Raw genomic sequence first — 18,645 nt, forward strand, 5'->3', positions numbered from 1 at the left:
GACGAGCTGAGATCACCGGATTCAACTAGGGGATCCTAGCGGTTCAAATGTCAGGCCTCAATAATCGCCTTACGCTTAATTTTATTTTGTAATTGAATTATTCCATAGAGTAGCGCTTCAGCCGTGGGAGGACATCCAGGCACATAAACATCAACCGGAACAATGCGATCGCAACCTCGAACCACTGAATAGGAATAATGATAATAACCACCTCCATTCGCGCAAGAACCCATTGAAATAACCCATCGGGGCTCTGGCATTTGATCATAAACTTTTCGAAGTGCTGGAGCCATTTTATTGCAAAGTGTTCCTGCCACAATCATCACGTCAGATTGCCGTGGACTAGGACGAAAGATAATGCCGAAACGGTCCAAATCATACCGAGCAGCACCCACATGCATCATCTCAACGGCACAGCAAGCCAAACCAAAGGTCATAGGCCACATTGAACCGCTTTGGGCCCAGCCCACTAATTTTTCGACGGAAGTGGTTAAAAACCCTTGCTGTTGAAGTGATTGTTCTGGTTTTACTCCCATTCCAATGCTCCTCGTTTCCACTCGTAAATAAATCCGATGACCAATAACCCTAAAAAGATCATCATTGCCGTAAAGCCAAACCAGCCGATTTTACGAAGTGCTAACGCCCAGGGGAAGAAAAAAGCGGTTTCCAAATCAAAAATAATAAAGAGAAGAGCGACCAAGTAAAAGCGAACATCAAAAGGAATGCGTGACGTTTCAAATGCCTCAAACCCGCACTCATAAGGCGAATTTTTTTCCGGATCGGGATTGTGCTTTGACAGAAGTGACCCTGCACCAAGCATAACAAAACCCAGCGCCAAACCAATTACAATAAAGACGAGAATAGGTAAATATTCTGATAGCGTCATATTTTTTTGCTCATAATATGGTGCCGAAGGCCGGACTCGAACCGGCACGGCTTTCGCCACCGCCCCCTCAAGACGGCGTGTCTACCAATTCCACCACTTCGGCATAAATCTTAAAGTTTATTATTCACCATCAACCGGGACCGGGATTTTGCTCACTGGCACAGTTGTTTGCTGAGGTAACAATTGTTGTTCGGCCTTCTTGTACTCAGACGATACCATAGCAGACAGTGACAAACTTGTTACAAAGAATGTTAAGGCTAAGAACCCTGTCAACTTAAACAAGAAACTGCCAGTGCCTTGGCTGCCAAAAACGGTATTTGAAGCGCCTGAGCCAAAGGCGGCGCCAATGTCAGCGCCTTTTCCGTGCTGAATCAACACTAAGCCAATGATAGCCATCGCCACCAGCACATGAATGAGTAATACTAATTGATACATTTTACAATTTCCACAAACTGCTGCGCATTTAAGGACGCTCCACCAACCAAACCGCCATCCACATCTGGCATTTCAAAGAGCGACCGCGCATTATTGTCGTTAACACTACCACCATAAAGGATCGTTAGTTCTTCTGCGACATCCGCATCAAACCTAGCCACCTCTGCACGAATAAACGCATGCGCATTCTGTGCTTGTTCTGGGGTAGCGGTTTGACCAGTTCCTATAGCCCATACGGGCTCATAAGCCACTATACACTGGCGAAACGATCCATTACTCTGCTCTGCCACTGCGTGCAGTTGGCGAGCGAGCACCTCTTCTGTCATTCCCGTTTCACGCTCTTTTAGGGTCTCCCCTACGCAAAGAACCGGTATCATACCATGTTCTTTTACATGGTGGAATTTTTCTGCAACAAATTTTTCATCTTCGTTAAAAAGGTGACGTCGCTCTGAATGGCCCACCAGCACATACCGGCAATGATAATCCTTTAGCATTGGACCAGAGAGCTCGCCAGTATACGCTCCATTATCTGCAGGATATACATTTTGTGCGCCGTATTTTACCAGACTATTAGCCAAATGCTCGCTGGTTACAGGTAAATATATCGACGGTGGAAACACAGCACAACATTCTTGCAACGAAGCTGGAATAATTGTAAGAATACCCTGTAGCAATTCAGTAATGCGTTTGCGATCGCCATTCATTTTCCAATTGCCCATCACCATTTTTTGTCTCATAGCCCCTTTGCCTCGTGTACTATGGTAATCATGACATTACCGTATAGATTTTCGCGGATATTTAAATAGTTAACCTCATAGACCAGCGTAATATGCTTCTATGCAAACAGACTACATCACTAAATGACTTAACCCAATCATTACTTTAGGTGGCGAAAAAAAATTATCACAGCGCGGTTGTGCTTTGCTCAATGCTCATGATGTCCTGGCTTAGTTGCTCAGCCTGTTTTTGGACTAAACCTTGATCACGTCCTTCAACCATCACCCGTAAAACAGGCTCTGTTCCTGAAGGTCGTAAGAGCACACGGCCCTCGCCATGTAACATTTTGTTCAAACTCTCAACGCATGCTAACACTTTAGGATCCGACGCCAGCTTCTGAGCATTGGAGGTTTTTAGATTAATTAAGCTTTGAGGCAACAAGGTTATGCCTTCACAAAGTGAAGCCAATGATTCACCATGCTTAACCATCATGGTTAAAACTTGTAATGCCGCGATGATTCCATCTCCAGTCGTAGTTTTGTCTAAACATACAATGTGACCTGAAGATTCTCCACCGATTTTCCAGTCTTTTTTCTTAAGGGTTTCTAAAACGTAACGGTCTCCAACCTTACTTCGTACAAAGGGGATATCGAGATCTGCCAGCGCTTTTTCCAGGCCATAGTTCGACATTAAAGTTCCAACAACACCTCCATGCAATAATCCTTTTTGCAAGCGATCTTTTGCGATTAAATAGAGGATTTGATCGCCAGTAACCAACTGGCCATTAGCATCTACTAAGAGAACGCGATCACCATCGCCATCTAAGGCAATACCAAGATTAGCGCCTAGTTCGATTACTTTTTGTTGTAAAGCTTCTGGAGACGTCGAACCACAACCCTTATTAATATTAAACCCATCTGGCTTATCCCCTATGGCAATCACATCTGCACCAAGTTCAGCAAACACATTGGGTGCAATGTGATAGGTCGCACCATTCGCGCAATCCACCACAATCTTTAAACCTGAAAGCCGTGTTAATGAGGGAATAGTTGATTTGCAAAATTCAATGTAGCGACCAGGAGCATCATCGACCCGAGCTGCTTTACCGAGGTTTCCTGAGGAAACCGTTTCAAGGCCTTTTTGCATTTCTGCTTCAATTTCTAGCTCTAAACTATCGGGCAACTTGCTTCCATCAGCCGAAAAAAACTTGATTCCATTATCTTCGAAAGGGTTATGTGATGCGCTGATGACAATACCAGCATTGGCACGCAACGTCTGAGTCAAATAAGCAATCGCCGGTGTTGGCATGGGACCTAAGAGGCGAACATCCACGCCGGCAGCCGAAAGTCCTGCCTCAAGTGCTGACTCAAGCATATAGCCTGATACGCGAGTATCCTTCCCTATGATCACTTTTTTTCGTTGCCCATTGGCTAACACACGGCCCACAGCCCAGCCAAGTTTTAAAATAAATTCTGGATTAATATGACTGGCGCCTACTCTTCCTCTAATTCCATCGGTTCCAAAAAATTTTCTTTGACTCATCATTTCGTCTCTTCTTCGCAAAGCGCCTGCATGACTTCCAGTGCTTGTCTAGTTTCTTCAACATCATGGGTTCTGATTATAGCCATACCTTGCAACGCTGCAAATAGCATCATGACTATGCCACCCGTTATCCGCTCATGCACTTCTTTCTGTAACAACACCCCGAGCGTGCTTTTCCGTGAAACGCCTAATAAAAGCGGCAACTGATGGCAGCGAAATGCATGAAAGTGCTTAATCAGCATGAGATTATGCTGCACAGTTTTACCAAAACCAAAGCCTGGGTCAAGAATAAGACGTTCTTTTTGAATCCCCGCCTGTTCACAAGCACTAATTCGTTCTTGGAAGAAATAATTGATTTCATCGATAACCGAATGGTCATAACGAGGATGATTTTGCATGGTTTTAGGCTTTCCTTGCATATGCATAAGACATACCGGAACATCTAATTTAGCGGCGGTTTCTAAGGCTCCTTCACTTCGCAATGCAAAAATATCATTGATCATCGTCGCGCCTGCGCATACTGCTTCGATCATGACCAAAGGTTTATAAGTATCGATTGAAATCGGGGTGTCGGTTTCAGCTCGCAATTGTTCCAAGACGGGAATTACCCGATCCAACTCTTCTGTAGCAGAAATCGGACAAGCACCAGGTTTTGATGATTCCCCTCCAATATCGATAAGATTTGCTCCTTGGCGAATTAGTTCTCTGGCTTTTTGAACGGCTAAATCAGGTTTTAAATAGCGACCACCATCTGAGAAAGAATCTGGAGTAACGTTAACAATACCCATAATGAAGGGTTTTTTGAAGGATCTGGAGGAAGGGATTAAATCATCAAGCATGGATATATTACTCAGTATTATTGCTATTGTGCTCTTTGATAGCTAAAAAAGCGTGTTTTAACGAAGTTGTTTTTAAATGAATGGAACGCTTAAAAATCGCTCGCCCCGATTAACCAGGGCAGGGCAAGCTTAGAGTATCATTTGTTTAATTGTAAGGTTCGCTCGCTGGACCCTCGCTTGGTTTTTCGGATTTTATCTTAGGTTTTGTGCTTTTGTCAGGAGTCATACCGTCATCACCGTCCTTATCAGGTGTCTTCAGCGCCTCCCAATCTTCTGGCGGAGAGGGATGTTTACCAGACATAATTTCATCGATTTGCTTCACATCAATGGTTTCATATTTGATAAGGCCTTCAGCCATTAAATGCAGCTTATCAATATGTTCAGTGATGATGGTTTTCGCTTTTTGGTAGTTACGATTAATAATTGTTCGAACCTCTTCATCGATTTGACGCGCTGTTTCATCTGAGATTTCTTTGTTTTGACTGACAGAACGTCCCAAAAAGACTTCGCCTTCTTCTTGACCAAAGGTTAAGGGACCAAGTCCAGAAAGCCCCCAACTGGTCACCATTTTACGAGCGATTTCTGTGGCGCGCATAATATCATTTGATGCGCCCGTTGTGACGCTGTCTTCCCCAAAGATTATCTCTTCTGCGAGTCGACCACCAAATAAGCTGGCTAGCTGACTTTCCAACCGTCGCTTGCTGTGACTGTAGCGATCGATCTCGGGTAAAAACATAGTGACCCCAAGCGCGCGACCACGCGGTATAATGGTCACTTTATATACCGGATCATGTTCTGGGACTAGCAAGCCCACTAACGCATGGCCGGCCTCATGATATGCGGTTAGTTTTTTCTCGTTCTCATCCATGACCATAGAACGGCGCTCAGCACCCATCATGATCTTATCCTTCGCTTTATCGAGTTCAAGCATACCTACTTTACGTTTATTTGCTCTTGCGGCAAACAGAGCTGCCTCATTTACTAAGTTAGCGAGATCCGCACCCGAAAACCCTGGGGTACCGCGAGCAATGGGCAATATTTTCACAGAACTTTCGACCGGTACTTTACTTAAATGCACTTTAAGAATTTGTTCTCGTCCACGAATATCTGGTAAGGGGACAACGACTTGGCGGTCAAACCGACCTGGTCGTAGTAACGCGGGATCCAACACATCTGGGCGGTTGGTTGCAGCGATTACAATAACGCCTTCATTGCCTTCAAATCCATCCATTTCCACTAAAAGCTGATTCAACGTTTGTTCGCGCTCGTCATGCCCCCCGCCTAATCCTGCCCCCCGGTGTCGTCCAACGGCATCGATTTCATCAATAAAGATAATACATGGAGCTTGTTTTTTAGCTTGCTCGAACATATCGCGAACTCTTGAGGCCCCCACACCAACAAACATTTCAACGAAATCCGAACCAGAGATAGTAAAAAAGGGAACCTTCGCTTCTCCTGCTACGGCTCGAGCCAACAACGTTTTACCTGTTCCAGGCGACCCCACCAACAACACACCACGTGGAATTCGTCCACCTAATTTTTGAAATTTACTGGGATCACGAAGAAAATCCACGAGCTCTTTGACTTCTTCTTTGGCTTCTTCAACACCCGCAACATCAGCAAACGTCACTTTGACTTGATCTTCACCCAGCAAACGAGCACGTGAACGACCAAATGACATGGCACCACGGCCCCCGCCCCCTTGCATTTGACGCATAAAAAAGATCCAAACGCCGATTAAAAGCAACATAGGGAACCAATTTATAAATAAGTGCAAAAGGAAGCTTTCTTGTTGTTTTTCCTGGCCCGTAACTTCCACTTTATTTTTTAATAGCTCGCCCAATAACGCAGAATCTTGTATGGGCATATACGTTACAAAACGTTGATTATTTTTCGTGGTGCCCTTGATCACTTTGTTATCTTCAATAGTGACTGAGCTTACCATGCCTTGATCAATTTCTTTGAGAAATTGGCTATAGGCAATTTTTTCCGTCGTCACATGACGCGGGCCAAAATTACTGAACACCGAAACCAATACGATGGCGATGATCAGCCACAAAAATAAATTTTTTACCATGTCGTTCAAAGCATTAACCTCATTAAGGACGAATTATACGACGTGAGAACATCTAACTTACTATAAATTATAGTCCTTAGCCAGCAAATAAGTTTCACGCGAGCGGGAACGAGAAGCCTTAGGCTTTCGAACCACCACGCGTTTGAATTTTGATTTTGCCTGCCGCACCATCTCTTCAAATCCACTGCCGTGGAATATTTTTAGTAACATTGCACCACCAGGTTTTAACATCTGATCGCTAAAATCAAACGCAAGTTCCGCAAGATACATTGCTCGCGGAATATCAATCGCAACCGTACCGCTCATATTAGGAGCCATGTCCGATAACACCAAATCCACACCTCGCTCGGGTATGAGAGCCAGCAATTGATTTAAAACAACCTCCTCACGAAAATCGCCTGTGATTTGAGTCACACCAGGAAGTGCATCCATCGGCAAGATATCCAATGCAATGACCGTTCCAGTGTGTTTCAATTGTTCAACCGCATATTGCGACCAGCCACCTGGAGCCGCTCCTAAATCAACAACCGTCATTCCGGGTTTGATGAGCTGCTCTTTTTCATCGATTTCCTTTAACTTATACACTGCACGGCTACGATAACCCTCAGCTTGAGCTTTTTTTACATAGACATCATCAAAATGTTCTTGCAGCCATCGTTTGCTGCTTTTCGAGCGAGGCATAATATACGCTTATGTGATAAATAAGTTAATGATACTGAAATATGCTATCTTTTCCCAGCAATACGTGCAATAATTTACCATTTTTTTACGTAGAACACTGAATTGCTGTGACACATTCCACATCAATGGGATGATTCCTGTGACTTATTAGGATTTTTATGGATACATCATTTAAACAATCATTAAAAGCCAAAGCCCATCATTTAAAGCCCGTGGTCATGGTTGGTGCCAAAGGACTGACGGAAGCTGTTCTTGAAGAAACAAATAACGCATTACTTGCACACGAGCTGATAAAAGTCAAAATCAGTGGGGCGGAGAAAGAAGATAAAGTAAACATCGCTCATCAAATGGCGAATCAATTGCAAGCAGAAATGATTCAATTAATTGGTAATACCGCTATCCTTTATCGTAAAAATGAAGACTAATCATTAAATTTCATAAGGATTTGTATCGTTAATGACTTAGTGAATCATTCTGCCCCCCCATCATCCCATTCACTCTAAGGACACTAAACGTTGTTGACCTGGCTCTAAGCCATTTAAAGACCAACGGTCAATGCGGTGTCGAATGAGTCGAAGGGTTGGGAATCCAATCGCTGCGGTCATTTTGCGAATTTGGTGGTTCTTTCCTTCTTCTAAAATCATTTCTAACCAGCTTGTGGGTATGGAGCGGCGAAAACGCACAGGCGGGTTACGGGTCCAAATCTCAGGCGCTTCAATCCGTTTGACTTTGGCAGGTAAAAATTGAAGGTTTTGAATTTTTAATCCCTTGCGCAAGGGAAACAAGTCTTGTTCCGAAGGGATCCCCTCCACTTGAACCCAATAATATTTTTTTTTATTGAATCGCGGGTGGCTTAAACGATGCTGTAAAGCACCATCATTTGTTAAGAGTAAAAGGCCTTCGCTGTTTTTATCTAATCGTCCAGCGGCATAAAATCCTGGCATTTGGATAAAATCAGCGAGCGTTTTTTCTTCTGGGCTGCCTGTGAATTGGCAAACGACCCCATAAGGTTTATTAAATAACAACAGTTGACTCATTCAAACTCACCTCTTCATGACTACAAACCACCAGGGCATGGTCTTGCCGATGATGCCTCCTCTACCATGGTATCTTCGCAGATTAAATTAAAGATTAACGCCCTTAACTTCATGACAATATCTAATTGGCTTGTTCGTGAACACATTCCAGCAAAAAACTTTACCTGCATGATACAACAATGGACAAGAAACGCTGAGTATCTCAAAATTGCCGTGTTTATGCACAGTTTTGTCTATCTTAAATAAAATTCGGAGCCAAAATCCGCGCATAAAGCGTGGAACGTATACATTTTGATTTAAATGCTATTTGATGCGTTTAACCTGACCTCCTCTTTTTTGTTGTTCTTTTGCTCAAAGTAGGTTATCCTTGCCCAAAAACCAACGTGGATTTTATGCCAAAGCTACAAGTCACGCAGATAGAACATTTAAAAGACTTAGCTCTTTGTTATATTCAAGGTGAACCGCTTGAAGTCATCAAAGTTCGTCTCCAAGCCGAAAGCTCGAAATCTAAACTCTCGTGTAAAGAATTATATAAATCCGTCGCAGTTAAACAGTTAAACGATCCTTACCTCATTGCTTTTCTTAAAAGCCTTAACATCCACAAATCAACCACAGGTGAAGCAGGGGCTTTTGAAACCTTCCTGATTAACTCCAATAATTTTTATGATTTATTAGTCAATCTTAATTATGCCGGTTATCATCACATTGCCTACTTACTAAAGCTGATTAATCATACTCACCCCCCAAGAAATTGGGGATTAATGTTTTCATTAACATCGCTCTTCGCTGCAGGTTTTATCACCCTTTTTCATTTCAAAAAGGACTATTTTGATAAGGTGTTCCAATGGGCATCAGCTGGGCTGCACTGGTTTGGCAAAACGTTTTCTATCTTAAAAAATATCCCTTTGCTCGGTATGATTTATAATGGCCTAGACCTACTCGGCAGCTGGTTCGTAATGGCGTTTCGAAAAACCCAACCTGGAAGTCATAGAGTTTATAACCTATTGTTTAAAACCGTACAATCGAGTTTCACCATCACAGCGTATGGGCTTATGTTTATGGCAGGAGGCGCGCTTGCCTTTCCCATAGCGATATTGTTTATTCTCGGTGCTGCAACCGATGTCTTTAAAAGTCTTTATATTCTTTATAAAAACTATCGCGATCTCAGTAATTTAACAAAGCCTGAAGAAGATGCTCCTTGGCAACATCTCGCAGAGTATGAACGAGCGAAAAACCGCATGCAAAGCACGCTTCGTTCCGTATGGGTAAAACTTGGGATAGCCTTGCTGATTACCGCGGCCGTGGTTATCTGGTGTCTTTCTCCTCCCAGTATTATTCTTTCAGCCGTTTGCTGTGCATTTATCAGTTTATTAACGCTTTCGAGCTTTTCGTTTTCCAATGTAATTAAACACACCTATGCACAAAAGCTACAACAATCCATTGCTAATTTGGCTCCATCAACTGATCTTGAATTGTATCCTTCCATGCAACGAGGTTTTTCAAACCGTGAAGCAGAGCTTAATCGGCGTGACACGGAACTCCGTCAACTTGAAGACAAGTTAAATCAAAAAGAATGGGAGCTTGAGATTCGAGAGAAAGCCATCGCCGATACCCTCGCTGCTTTAAAACCAACGGCACCTGCAAATGCTGGGTCGCCGCTTCAAGTTTTTTCCTTATTCCCTAGCTCGAGCACTGCCTCTCAAAGTTCTCATCCTATTGAAAGTGCAGCTATAGGAGCATCCCCGAGCCAATGATTTTTTTTACATATTTTTTTCTAGAACACTCTGGAAAAACCCTATACCATTTCTAACTTAGTTCAACCGTTATGGATAGCCATGCCACTCATTTTATTTTGGATAACACTCACTTTTTCTACCTTAAGCGTTGCTGCTCCTTCTTGGATTTATGAAATTCAGTTCACACATCCTATCAATAACAAAGCGATGGCGTTTCATCAAGCCTTACAACAAGTGGTTGATCGCCTAACACCTGGGCCAAATGACCATGAAAATCCCATCATCAATGCTTCAAATCCCAAAGACTACATTGAGACGATACACATCAAGACTAACACGCTCACCTTGCGTTTTAATCCTAAAGCTATACACGCTTTAATGAATCAAGCAGGACAACAACCTTGGTTAGAGAATCGACCTAAAATTAAAACCTGGGTATGCCGTGCTATCAAATCGGAATTGAATTGTCTTGATGCTAAAAAAGACCTGGATGTGTTTTCAGCTCTGACTAAAGCCGCTAAAGAAAAAGGGTTAGAGCTTGAATTTCAATCCACTCATCATCTAGACAAATTACGAACCACGAATAATTCGACATTAAGCGACCTTGAATCATTCATTATGCTGTTCAAGAATCAAAAACCTGAGACGGTTTTGTTGATAAAACTATATCGCTCTCATTTAGAAGAGGAGACGCTCGAAGATTGGCGCATCTTTTATCAAGGTACTTATTCACCTTATATGACTCAACCCTTGAGTCGCTTGCCCAAAAACGTAGGAAAAAAATCATTAGCTGAAATCAGTCATTATTTATTCGCACAAGGGGAAGAAGTTGCAAAACCTATGCATGCAGTTGATATACGCATTAGCAATATCCAAACAGCCAAAGCGTATAAAAAGGTTTCACATTATTTAAAGCAGATCCCAGGTGTTAAGCATACACGACTTAACAGCGTGACAGAGGATGCGGTATTATATACACTTGATATAACCATCCCAACTGAGCTTTTGGAAATGCGGTTGGCACAAAAATATGCTTCTTTACCCAGCCTGGATGGGGAAGAAGAAATAATTAACTTTCGATTAAAAACATGATCTTACGAAATATACCAAACGCTCTAACCATTACTCGTTTGATTCTGATCATTCCGTTTTTGATCTTTTTGTTTCAACAACAATATGAAATCGCATTATATATTTTTTTTATTGCTGGAATCACAGACGGCTTGGATGGGTGGTTAGCACGACATTTTCATTGGCAAAGCGCTTTTGGGTCTTTTATTGATCCCTTAGCGGATAAGCTTCTCATCGCGTCGAGCTTTGTCTCGATTGCATTGATAGGCAAATTGCCTTGGTGGTTAGTGGTGTTGGTGTTTGCAAGAGATCTTACCATTTCTTTAGGCGTAATTGCCTGGTATTGGTTTATTCAACGAAAGCTTGATTTCGAACCCACTCGACTTAGCAAGCTCAATACGGTATTACAGCTGACTTTGGTCGTCTTATGTCTTTTTAATCTGGCGTATTTTGAAATTATACCCTATCTAACGGATTGTTTAATTATCCTGACTGCTTTTACAACGACTGTGAGTTTCATAGATTATGTATGGACTTGGAGTAAAAAAGCGTTATCCGAGACCCATCCTGTCAAATGAATAAACAACTCGCCCTTGCCATTCAATTGAATGATGAAGCAACACTATCTGACTTTTGTTGGAAGGGAAATCCTTTATTAGAACAACAGCTCTCTTGTTTTTTAAGTCAAACTGGAGAGCGCTTTCTCTATCTTTGGGGGAGCAATGGTTCAGGAAAATCGCATCTTTTGCAAGCCTGTTGCCAAGGGATTCAAAGTACCGAATCAGCCATTTATTTGCCGCTGAATATACTTCATGAAATGGGGCCCGAACTATTAGACGGACTTGAAGAGCAAGATTTAATTGCGCTGGATGACATCCATGCGATTGCAGGCCTAGCTGAGTGGGAAGAAGCGATTTTTCACTTATATAACCGCGTGCGTGATAAAGAAAAGCCAAGGCTTATCATTAGCGGCTCGGTTGCGCCTAAACAGTTATCTATTCAATTGCCTGATTTAGAGTCCCGTTTAAGCTGGGGACTTGTGGTTCATTTAAATGAATTGAATGAACAAGATAAAATCGACACGCTTAGATTACTGGCTAAAAAAAGAGGCTTTGATCTCTCAATTGGGGTTGTTCAGTTTTTATTAAATCGCTGCGCGAGAAACATGCATGATCTGCAAGGGCTTTTAAATAAACTCGATGAAGCCTCTTTGAGGGCACAAAGAAAAATTACCATCCCTTTCGTAAAAGAAATTTTGGGTATTTGAATTTTGCTTAAGTCCTGTCAATCGTGAGCATCTGGGAATGAAGATAGCCCAAATTATTTTCTGATCGTGACCGAGTGAGACGAGGCCTAAATAATCCATTAGAATGATAAAGGCCCTCTTTTTGCTCAGATTCAGCCAGTCCTTTTTTCTCAGATCTGGCCAGTCTATCAGGAGCATCAAACGGTTGTACTTTCGGAAGCTTCGGCAGTTTTTCTTCTAGTACATCCAGTTTCTGAAGTTGTTTTGCTACTTCATTTTCATCTGAAAACTGTTCAATTTTTTCTTTGTTTAAACCAAACCAGTCAGAAACTAAATTTTCGACGCCTGGCTTTTCTAAATACCAATAGAGACTAAAGGCTGCCAAACCTGCCAAAACACTTAAAATTAGAATGGGAGGGAAGGTTACCGCAGCGGAAACTCCCATCAATCCTGCAATAGCAATACCAAGAGATTGTCCGGTAAAAAAGCCGCCGCTAAAAAACAAGACGCCGGTTAGAACGCCTACTACAGATTTCGTGGTGTTTATGACGGGATTATTAAGTGATCGTTGATATTCTTCTCGCGCCCCTTGCAAGGCCTCGTAACGCCCACGAAGCATCCTTATCATCATTCGCATTTCATCTAATTCTTCTGCCGTTTTTGCTTTATGAAAATGACTGTCGATATATTTACGAAGTTTTTTTATTTCGGCTGTTTGTTCTAATAAAACATCCAACAGTTTCGGGGTTTGTTTAAATTTGACGCCAAGATTGTCTGAAATCCCCGCCAAATCAAATCCGTAAAATACGGCAACAGATAAGATGGAAAAGACTACCCCTGCACCAATCAAAAAAAGAGGTGAAATGGCTGGAAGCAAGCCAAACAAGGAGGCAACACCATCAAAGCCTTCACAAATAGCCAATAAGGTACCAGCGATTGCCAAACCAAAAAAAGTTGCTTTGCGATACCAAGGTTGCTTGGGTTGGGGCGTCAACGGTTCGTGGGAGAATGATTGTCTTAAATCTTGTAATAAGGACGTAAAAAAGGACTCGATTAAAAACCGTGTGCTTTTATCACTCGGAATCGTTTGATTTAGCCAAGTGATTAATTCACGTCTCTCTACCGCTTCAGGATTCTTCTGCCAGCGTAATAAGGTTTCATCCTGTATTAAACCCGTCATTTGGCTTAACAACGCTTGTGATTTAGGGCTCAGAGATAATGTAGTATGCATTCGTCGAGTCTTATGCTTAAAGTTTAGGCATAATATACAGTAAAATACTTAAGAATAGATTAAATAGCGCTGAGAGAAATATTAATAAACGCCACTATTAAGCACGTTAGCACAATCAAGAGGAAACGATACCAGCTTCTTTGAGGTCATCTTCCTCGCAAAGCTCGTCTAGTTCATTGGCTTTGGGTTCAGTATACCTTACTCCTGTTAGCCGAATTAAATAAGGTGCGGTAAGCCACATGACTACAGCAATGCCTAAGGTCGCTAAGCCAATATAGGAAAATACTTCGGTATAAATATAAAGTGAACCAACCCCAGATTGAAGATTTTCTGGCAACGCGGTGAATGAAGCGACGTAAGCACCGACAAAGCCTGCAATGGCTGGCGTAAGAAAAAACATCCCCATCACAAAGCCCGTAATATGCACCGGAACCAACTCAGCCACCATGGCCACGCCTAGCGCGGAAACCATCAATTCTCCAACACTTTGAAAAAAATAACTCGCAATCAACCACCAAGAAGAAACCATTCCAAATTCGTTATGAAAAAACCTTGGGAAATAAAGAACCAAAAAGCTTAATCCACATAACGTCATACCAGCTGCAAATTTATAAGGCATTGGGAAAAGAATATTCTTGTGATGTAAGGTTTCATAAAGTTTTGCCAATAAGGGACTCATAAAAATAATCCAAATTGGATTTAAAGCTTGAAAGCTTTGCGGATCAATCGTCACCCCCAAAAGAGTCGGGTAAACATTATTGACGGCAAATAAATTAAGAGAAGTGGGCATCTGTTGATATAAAACAAAGAAAATAATCGCTTCAAACATTAAGACGAGGGCAACCGTCATACGTAAAACGACTGTTTTCTTTTCTCGTCGCATATACATAAGATACACCATCATCACGAAAGCAATAATCACCCAAAGAATATTTTTAGCAATCATGACGTGCTGCAACAGATAAGCTGAAAGGTAGGTTGCAAAAATAATTCCTGCTATAACCATGCCCCATTGCACTATTGAGATTGATTTTTGATCTGCATACGTGCTTATAGAAGCAATATGGCCTCGTTGATACCAGTAATTTATTAATCCAAAAAGCAAGCCTATGAAACTTAAAAAATACGCATAAGGATACCCGTATGCGGTAGAAATGCTTGGCCCAATAAATAAGGCAATCGTTGAGCCTAGATTGACCGCCATATAATAGAGGGTAAAACCGCCGTGCAATCTTGGATCATGTTCTTTGTAGCATTTGGATAACAAATTAGAAGGGTTCGCTTTGAATAAGCCATTGCCTACGCAAATAAGCCCTAAGGCTTCAAACACATATTCACGGCTGGCTAATGAAAGTGCTAAATAACCGGCAGATAAGGTAAATAATCCTAGAATAATGGTGCGTTTTGTTCCGAGGATTTTATCCCCTAGATAGCCACCCAAAGCCACCATTCCATACACGAGAGCAGAAAAAGCACCAAAGGTATAATAAGCCGTTTGATCGTCGTAACCTAGAAATCGAATGAAATATAAGGTCAGAATGCCCTGCACGGTGTAAAAACCGAACCGCTCCCAAATTTCGAGCATGAAAATCATATAAAACGCGCGGGGTTGATTCCGAAACAAAGCAAGCATTTGTTTCCCTTATAAAAAGGAGCGGTCACTACAACTTATAATATTTTTTTTCAAACTACAAGGAGATGCGTCGATTGTGAACAGTTTATTGAACGTAAGTCACCACTAAAACCTATCTAGTGTAAGGTTGGACTGCTAGTGTTACCATGCTCAATTGGATGGGTCGTTTTGACGGAAAGAAGTTCAGCGCTTGAAAAAAATCTTAAGCCTGCATGTTCACCAATTTCCGGCATACTATGAGAGTCAGAACCCCCTTTTTGAACAAGAGCCTCACTATGACTTTCAACACTAGGCTGAACAACTCGTTCTAAATTAACTTCTAGCGCTTCTTTTTTAGCATCCGTTGCATCACTTGTTGATTTAAATTGCTGGGCTATCCAGGAGCCTAGTCGTTTGATTAATGGAATTCCGATTCTTCCTGTAACATATAAAAACCCCGCTGAGGCAACCGCAGCGATTATGCCAAAGCCTATTGGTGGTGCTAAAAAACTAACGGTAATGCCAATAATCGCTAGTACGGATAAACTAATACTCACCACTTTATCCATGAACGCAGTAGAATTTAATTTATGCAGTTTTCGGTCTAAATACGCTTGATGTCCTTTTAAATGGATCATCTTGTTTTTTTCCTCATCCAGCTCCTGCAATAACGGCTGTATCTCTTGAATAAGCTTAGAGAATTCTGAATCATTTTGTGCTTCAAATGCCGATTCAAGCTGATGATATTTACTTAAAATGTCTTTATTTATAGCGTTTATTAACAGTGCTTGAGCTTCTATCTTCGATTGGACTTTAGCCTGCAATTCTTGTATTTCCATACGCTGGTAAAGCAAATTGGCCAATCCAATAATACCCGCGCCTAAACCGAGAAATGCTGCACCAATGCTAAACCCTGGAGCAATAACAGGAAAACAAACAACCGCGATACCAATAGTCAACAACACCGCAGACAATGCCCAGCGAGCATTTTTGGATATGGAAAAATTCACTGGTTCATTGGTCACCCATGCTTTTAAATATTCAACTGGAATTCGGATAAAATTGAGTGCTGAAAATCCCAGAGCGCCTAGGTGCAGCGCACTCGATAACGCCTCAGTAGAGTGGGTGTGATCAGGATGGTCGAAATTCACTTCATAACCCACAAAATGGGTTACTTTCTCGCCACTTTCTGCGGCTATCTCTCCATATTTTGCAATAGTCGAAACGTGTGACAGGATAGAAGGCTTCTTCTCAGGAGCTTTTCCACCCGTGATGGGCAATGAGACTAGTCGCGCTAATTTTTTAAGCGTTTCGATATCTTCCGGCTGCAACCTGTTCAGCATGGATATAGTCTCAAAATCTGGTTGTTTTATAGAAGTCATGTTCAAAATCCTTCTGCCTTTACTATAAAATACCAAAAAAAGATTAAGGAAACCTGATCTCATTCAAGACTTACACAAAATTTCAAAGTTTAACCATTTCTGAAGTAAATTACGGACTGTAGTCTTGCCTTACCCGGTATAAGTCATCTATATTTTATTCCATTCAGTTCTTTAAATTAGTGAATTTTATGGCCAAAAAAGCTCTTTACTTAGCTGGTGGCGGAGCAAGAGGCGCTTATCAAGCAGGTGTTTTAAAAGCAATAGCTCAAATTTTACAAGTTAAAACCATTCCATTTGACATGGTCAGCGGTGTGAGCATTGGTAGCATAAATGCGTCAATCCTTGCGCAACATGCCGACGATTTTCCAATGGCGGTAGAAAAACTTGAGATGCTTTGGCGAGACATTCACTGCAATAATATATTTAATACCAGCAACTATGAACTGGGTAAATCGGTATTTAGAAACATCAGCCATTTACTAATTCGGCAGCGAAAAACAGGCTATTTGCTGAATACGGATCCGCTTCATGAATTTATTAATGCCAATATTGATTTTGAACGGATTAAAGCGAATATTCATCAAAACGTACTGAAAACCATGGAAGTTATCAGCAACTGTTATGAGACGCAGCAAACCATTTCTTTTTATCAACATCATGGTAAAGAATTTGAAGACTGGCATTACCCACGCCATATCAGCGAGCGGGTTGAAATGGATATGGAACATATTCTTGCCTCAAGTGCTCTTCCTTTATTCTTCCCTGCTGTAAAAATCAATGGATTTCATTATGGCGATGGTAGCATGGGCTTAGTATCGCCTTTGCGCGGAGCGGTTCGTTTCGATGTTGAAAAAATTATGATCTTAGGAACAAGGCAATTACCTGCTTTTGCAGAGCCTGAACAATTAAAAAATGGCGATGTTGGTTTTGCTCATATTTTAGGAAATATGTTAAACGGACTATTCTTAGATAACCTAGATCGCGACATTGAAATGCTTAATCGCATGAATGATATTGCACGTCTACTTTCCATGTGGAAAAAACGCTACTCTCCCTGGCGACCGATTGAAACGCTTCACATGCGCCCAAGCATCAACATTGCAGCCATTGCGCAGGCGAACTACACCGCTATGCCTGCCGTGCTACGTTTACTCTTAAATGTACTGGGAGCAAAAAGCCATTCTGGAGATTTATTGAGCTTTTTATTATTTGAAAAAGAATTCACCGGTGAATTAATTGATCTCGGCTATCATGATACCTTAGCTTCTGAGGCTGTGGTCACGGCTTTTTTTGAGTGAAGCGAGTACCGGTTGAACCTCTGGTTGAATTCCAAACCAAATAAAAAAGGATTCTGCAGCCTGTTCAACTAACATCCCAAGGCCATCCACTGCATGACATCCTTCTTTTTTAGCAGCCTGAACAAAAGATGTGTCTTCACCAAGTTGATAAGCCAAATCATAACAAAAAGGTTTTGCTTTCCAGATGGATTTCGGAATCGGTAAGGGTTCATCCAGAAGACTGGCTGAGGTGGCGTTGATGAGTAAATCATAGGTAAAACCAATCTCCTCTGACTTTCTAGATCTCACAGTCAATTCGTGGGAAGCCTCGGAATTAAAATCAGAGCTTAAATTTAACGCATCATAATCAAGGATCGTTAAGTTTGGGAATCGAGTTTTTAACTGTTCGGCTTTTCTCTGAGTCCGATTGACTAGAGTAACGTGCGGCGTTTGGGATAATAAGGCAGGAATTACCCCAGATGCTGCTCCTCCTGCGCCCAAAACTAAAATAGATTGAGTTCGAACATCAAGATAACGTTGTAAATCGCGAAGTAAGCCTATTCCATCTGTGTTATCCCCATGAAGTTTACCTCCGCTCATCCATAGGGTGTTGACTGCCTGCGCCTTCTTAGCCCGCTCTGTAAGCTGCTGGCAAAGCGAAAACGCTTCGAATTTATACGGTAAGGTAATATTTAATCCTTTCCCACCATTTTTAAAAAAATCGTGGGCTTGTTGCTCAAATTCGTCAGGAAGAATCAATCGCTTTTCATAAATAATGGTTTGTCCGGTTTGAGCAGCAAACTGTTGATGAATAATTGGAGAAAGGCTATGGGCAATGGGATTACCCATCACCGCAAATCTATCCGTCATGTCACA

19 protein-coding genes and 1 tRNA gene are annotated in these 18,645 nt (G+C 41.8%); 6 read left to right on the top strand and 14 right to left on the bottom strand.

The window, feature by feature from the left end; genetic code table 11:
* Nucleotides 1–50 precede the first annotated feature (50 nt).
* The 9 genes from E1O41_RS06615 to rlmE all read right to left on the bottom strand — a co-directional run bounded on the left by E1O41_RS06615 (nt 51) and on the right by rlmE (nt 7,177).
* Nucleotides 51–536, bottom strand: coding sequence for a NuoB/complex I 20 kDa subunit family protein (locus tag E1O41_RS06615; RefSeq protein WP_131776536.1), 486 nt, complete (start codon nt 534–536; stop codon nt 51–53).
* Complete coding sequence (locus E1O41_RS06620) at nt 527–886, bottom strand: NADH-quinone oxidoreductase subunit A (RefSeq protein ID WP_131776636.1); 360 nt, start codon at nt 884–886, stop codon at nt 527–529. The genes E1O41_RS06615 and E1O41_RS06620 overlap by 10 nt, the downstream gene beginning before the upstream one ends.
* An 18-nt stretch (nt 887–904) precedes the next feature.
* Nucleotides 905–989, bottom strand: a tRNA-Leu gene (locus E1O41_RS06625).
* 17 nt (nt 990–1,006) lie between these two features.
* The gene (gene secG / locus E1O41_RS06630) at nt 1,007–1,321 is read right to left on the bottom strand and encodes a preprotein translocase subunit SecG (RefSeq protein ID WP_131776537.1); all 315 of its coding nucleotides are present in this window, start codon (nt 1,319–1,321) and stop codon (nt 1,007–1,009) included.
* Nucleotides 1,309–2,058 (bottom strand): triose-phosphate isomerase, encoded by a 750-nt coding sequence (gene tpiA, locus E1O41_RS06635; RefSeq protein ID WP_131776538.1) that lies wholly within the window; start codon nt 2,056–2,058, stop codon nt 1,309–1,311. The genes secG and tpiA overlap by 13 nt, the downstream gene beginning before the upstream one ends.
* A 166-nt stretch (nt 2,059–2,224) precedes the next feature.
* On the bottom strand, nt 2,225–3,580 hold the full coding sequence (gene glmM / locus E1O41_RS06640) for a phosphoglucosamine mutase (protein ID WP_131776637.1): 1,356 nt from the start codon (nt 3,578–3,580) through the stop codon (nt 2,225–2,227).
* The gene (gene folP, locus E1O41_RS06645; protein WP_229669338.1) at nt 3,580–4,419 is read right to left on the bottom strand and encodes a dihydropteroate synthase; all 840 of its coding nucleotides are present in this window, start codon (nt 4,417–4,419) and stop codon (nt 3,580–3,582) included. The genes glmM and folP overlap by 1 nt, the downstream gene beginning before the upstream one ends.
* A 145-nt stretch (nt 4,420–4,564) precedes the next feature.
* Complete coding sequence (gene ftsH / locus E1O41_RS06650; protein ID WP_165481143.1) at nt 4,565–6,496, bottom strand: ATP-dependent zinc metalloprotease FtsH; 1,932 nt, start codon at nt 6,494–6,496, stop codon at nt 4,565–4,567.
* A gap of 60 nt (nt 6,497–6,556) precedes the next feature.
* On the bottom strand, nt 6,557–7,177 hold the full coding sequence (gene rlmE, locus E1O41_RS06655) for a 23S rRNA (uridine(2552)-2'-O)-methyltransferase RlmE (RefSeq protein ID WP_131776540.1): 621 nt from the start codon (nt 7,175–7,177) through the stop codon (nt 6,557–6,559).
* 158 nt (nt 7,178–7,335) lie between these two features.
* On the opposite strand from rlmE, the gene yhbY reads away from it, so the two are divergent.
* On the top strand, nt 7,336–7,602 hold the full coding sequence (yhbY, locus tag E1O41_RS06660) for a ribosome assembly RNA-binding protein YhbY (protein WP_131776541.1): 267 nt from the start codon (nt 7,336–7,338) through the stop codon (nt 7,600–7,602).
* A 69-nt stretch (nt 7,603–7,671) separates the two neighbouring features.
* Here yhbY and E1O41_RS06665 read toward each other — a convergent pair whose 3' ends face one another.
* Nucleotides 7,672–8,214 (bottom strand): pseudouridine synthase, encoded by a 543-nt coding sequence (locus E1O41_RS06665; protein ID WP_131776542.1) that lies wholly within the window; start codon nt 8,212–8,214, stop codon nt 7,672–7,674.
* Nucleotides 8,215–8,606: 392 nt separating this feature from the next.
* Here E1O41_RS06665 and E1O41_RS06670 point away from each other — a divergent pair, with 392 nt between their 5' ends.
* The 4 genes from E1O41_RS06670 (at nt 8,607) to hda (ending at nt 12,288) form a co-directional block, all read left to right on the top strand.
* The gene (locus tag E1O41_RS06670) at nt 8,607–9,968 is read left to right on the top strand and encodes a hypothetical protein (protein ID WP_131776543.1); all 1,362 of its coding nucleotides are present in this window, start codon (nt 8,607–8,609) and stop codon (nt 9,966–9,968) included.
* A gap of 81 nt (nt 9,969–10,049) precedes the next feature.
* On the top strand, nt 10,050–11,042 hold the full coding sequence (locus tag E1O41_RS06675; protein ID WP_131776544.1) for a DUF2066 domain-containing protein: 993 nt from the start codon (nt 10,050–10,052) through the stop codon (nt 11,040–11,042).
* Nucleotides 11,039–11,599, top strand: a complete 561-nt coding sequence (locus E1O41_RS06680) for a CDP-alcohol phosphatidyltransferase family protein (RefSeq protein ID WP_131776545.1) — start codon at nt 11,039–11,041, stop codon at nt 11,597–11,599. Before E1O41_RS06675 ends, E1O41_RS06680 begins: the two co-directional genes overlap by 4 nt.
* The gene (gene hda, locus E1O41_RS06685) at nt 11,596–12,288 is read left to right on the top strand and encodes a DnaA regulatory inactivator Hda (protein ID WP_131776546.1); all 693 of its coding nucleotides are present in this window, start codon (nt 11,596–11,598) and stop codon (nt 12,286–12,288) included. Before E1O41_RS06680 ends, hda begins: the two co-directional genes overlap by 4 nt.
* Before the next feature lie 7 nt (nt 12,289–12,295).
* Here hda and E1O41_RS06690 read toward each other — a convergent pair whose 3' ends face one another.
* From E1O41_RS06690 to E1O41_RS06700, 3 genes are all read right to left on the bottom strand, one after another.
* A complete protein-coding gene (locus tag E1O41_RS06690; protein ID WP_131776547.1) occupies nt 12,296–13,498 on the bottom strand; it encodes a hypothetical protein in 1,203 nt (400 codons plus the stop codon).
* 115 nt (nt 13,499–13,613) lie between these two features.
* A complete protein-coding gene (locus E1O41_RS06695; protein WP_131776548.1) occupies nt 13,614–15,131 on the bottom strand; it encodes an oligopeptide:H+ symporter in 1,518 nt (505 codons plus the stop codon).
* A gap of 116 nt (nt 15,132–15,247) precedes the next feature.
* Nucleotides 15,248–16,492, bottom strand: a complete 1,245-nt coding sequence (locus E1O41_RS06700) for a hypothetical protein (RefSeq protein ID WP_131776549.1) — start codon at nt 16,490–16,492, stop codon at nt 15,248–15,250.
* Nucleotides 16,493–16,680: 188 nt separating this feature from the next.
* Between E1O41_RS06700 and E1O41_RS06705 the strand changes: the two genes are divergently transcribed.
* Nucleotides 16,681–17,790: a patatin-like phospholipase family protein gene (locus tag E1O41_RS06705; RefSeq protein WP_131776550.1), complete on the top strand. Its 1,110-nt coding sequence runs from the start codon at nt 16,681–16,683 to the stop codon at nt 17,788–17,790.
* On the opposite strand, the gene aroE is transcribed toward E1O41_RS06705, so the two are convergent.
* On the bottom strand, nt 17,752–18,639 hold the full coding sequence (gene aroE, locus E1O41_RS06710) for a shikimate dehydrogenase (RefSeq protein WP_131776551.1): 888 nt from the start codon (nt 18,637–18,639) through the stop codon (nt 17,752–17,754). The two genes, E1O41_RS06705 and aroE, sit on opposite strands and share 39 nt — an antisense overlap.
* Nucleotides 18,640–18,645 lie beyond the last annotated feature (6 nt).

It is taken from the genome of Legionella impletisoli, assembly GCF_900639875.1.
Classification (GTDB): Bacteria; Pseudomonadota; Gammaproteobacteria; order Legionellales; family Legionellaceae; genus Legionella_A; species Legionella_A impletisoli.

Coding starts and splice junctions, on each gene's coding strand:
- E1O41_RS06620 (WP_131776636.1), bottom strand. CDS start 886: ATGACGCTATCAGAATATTTACCTATTCTCGTCTTTATTGTAATTGGT.
- E1O41_RS06700 (WP_131776549.1), bottom strand. CDS start 16,492: ATGACTTCTATAAAACAACCAGATTTTGAGACTATATCCATGCTGAAC.
- folP (WP_229669338.1), bottom strand. CDS start 4,419: ATGCTTGATGATTTAATCCCTTCCTCCAGATCCTTCAAAAAACCCTTC.
- hda (WP_131776546.1), top strand. CDS start 11,596: ATGAATAAACAACTCGCCCTTGCCATTCAATTGAATGATGAAGCAACA.
- E1O41_RS06695 (WP_131776548.1), bottom strand. CDS start 15,131: ATGCTTGCTTTGTTTCGGAATCAACCCCGCGCGTTTTATATGATTTTC.
- glmM (WP_131776637.1), bottom strand. CDS start 3,580: ATGAGTCAAAGAAAATTTTTTGGAACCGATGGAATTAGAGGAAGAGTA.
- E1O41_RS06690 (WP_131776547.1), bottom strand. CDS start 13,498: ATGCATACTACATTATCTCTGAGCCCTAAATCACAAGCGTTGTTAAGC.
- secG (WP_131776537.1), bottom strand. CDS start 1,321: ATGTATCAATTAGTATTACTCATTCATGTGCTGGTGGCGATGGCTATC.
- E1O41_RS06675 (WP_131776544.1), top strand. CDS start 10,050: ATGCCACTCATTTTATTTTGGATAACACTCACTTTTTCTACCTTAAGC.
- E1O41_RS06670 (WP_131776543.1), top strand. CDS start 8,607: ATGCCAAAGCTACAAGTCACGCAGATAGAACATTTAAAAGACTTAGCT.
- yhbY (WP_131776541.1), top strand. CDS start 7,336: ATGGATACATCATTTAAACAATCATTAAAAGCCAAAGCCCATCATTTA.
- E1O41_RS06615 (WP_131776536.1), bottom strand. CDS start 536: ATGGGAGTAAAACCAGAACAATCACTTCAACAGCAAGGGTTTTTAACC.
- E1O41_RS06665 (WP_131776542.1), bottom strand. CDS start 8,214: ATGAGTCAACTGTTGTTATTTAATAAACCTTATGGGGTCGTTTGCCAA.
- rlmE (WP_131776540.1), bottom strand. CDS start 7,177: ATGCCTCGCTCGAAAAGCAGCAAACGATGGCTGCAAGAACATTTTGAT.
- ftsH (WP_165481143.1), bottom strand. CDS start 6,496: ATGGTAAAAAATTTATTTTTGTGGCTGATCATCGCCATCGTATTGGTT.
- aroE (WP_131776551.1), bottom strand. CDS start 18,639: ATGACGGATAGATTTGCGGTGATGGGTAATCCCATTGCCCATAGCCTT.
- tpiA (WP_131776538.1), bottom strand. CDS start 2,058: ATGAGACAAAAAATGGTGATGGGCAATTGGAAAATGAATGGCGATCGC.
- E1O41_RS06680 (WP_131776545.1), top strand. CDS start 11,039: ATGATCTTACGAAATATACCAAACGCTCTAACCATTACTCGTTTGATT.
- E1O41_RS06705 (WP_131776550.1), top strand. CDS start 16,681: ATGGCCAAAAAAGCTCTTTACTTAGCTGGTGGCGGAGCAAGAGGCGCT.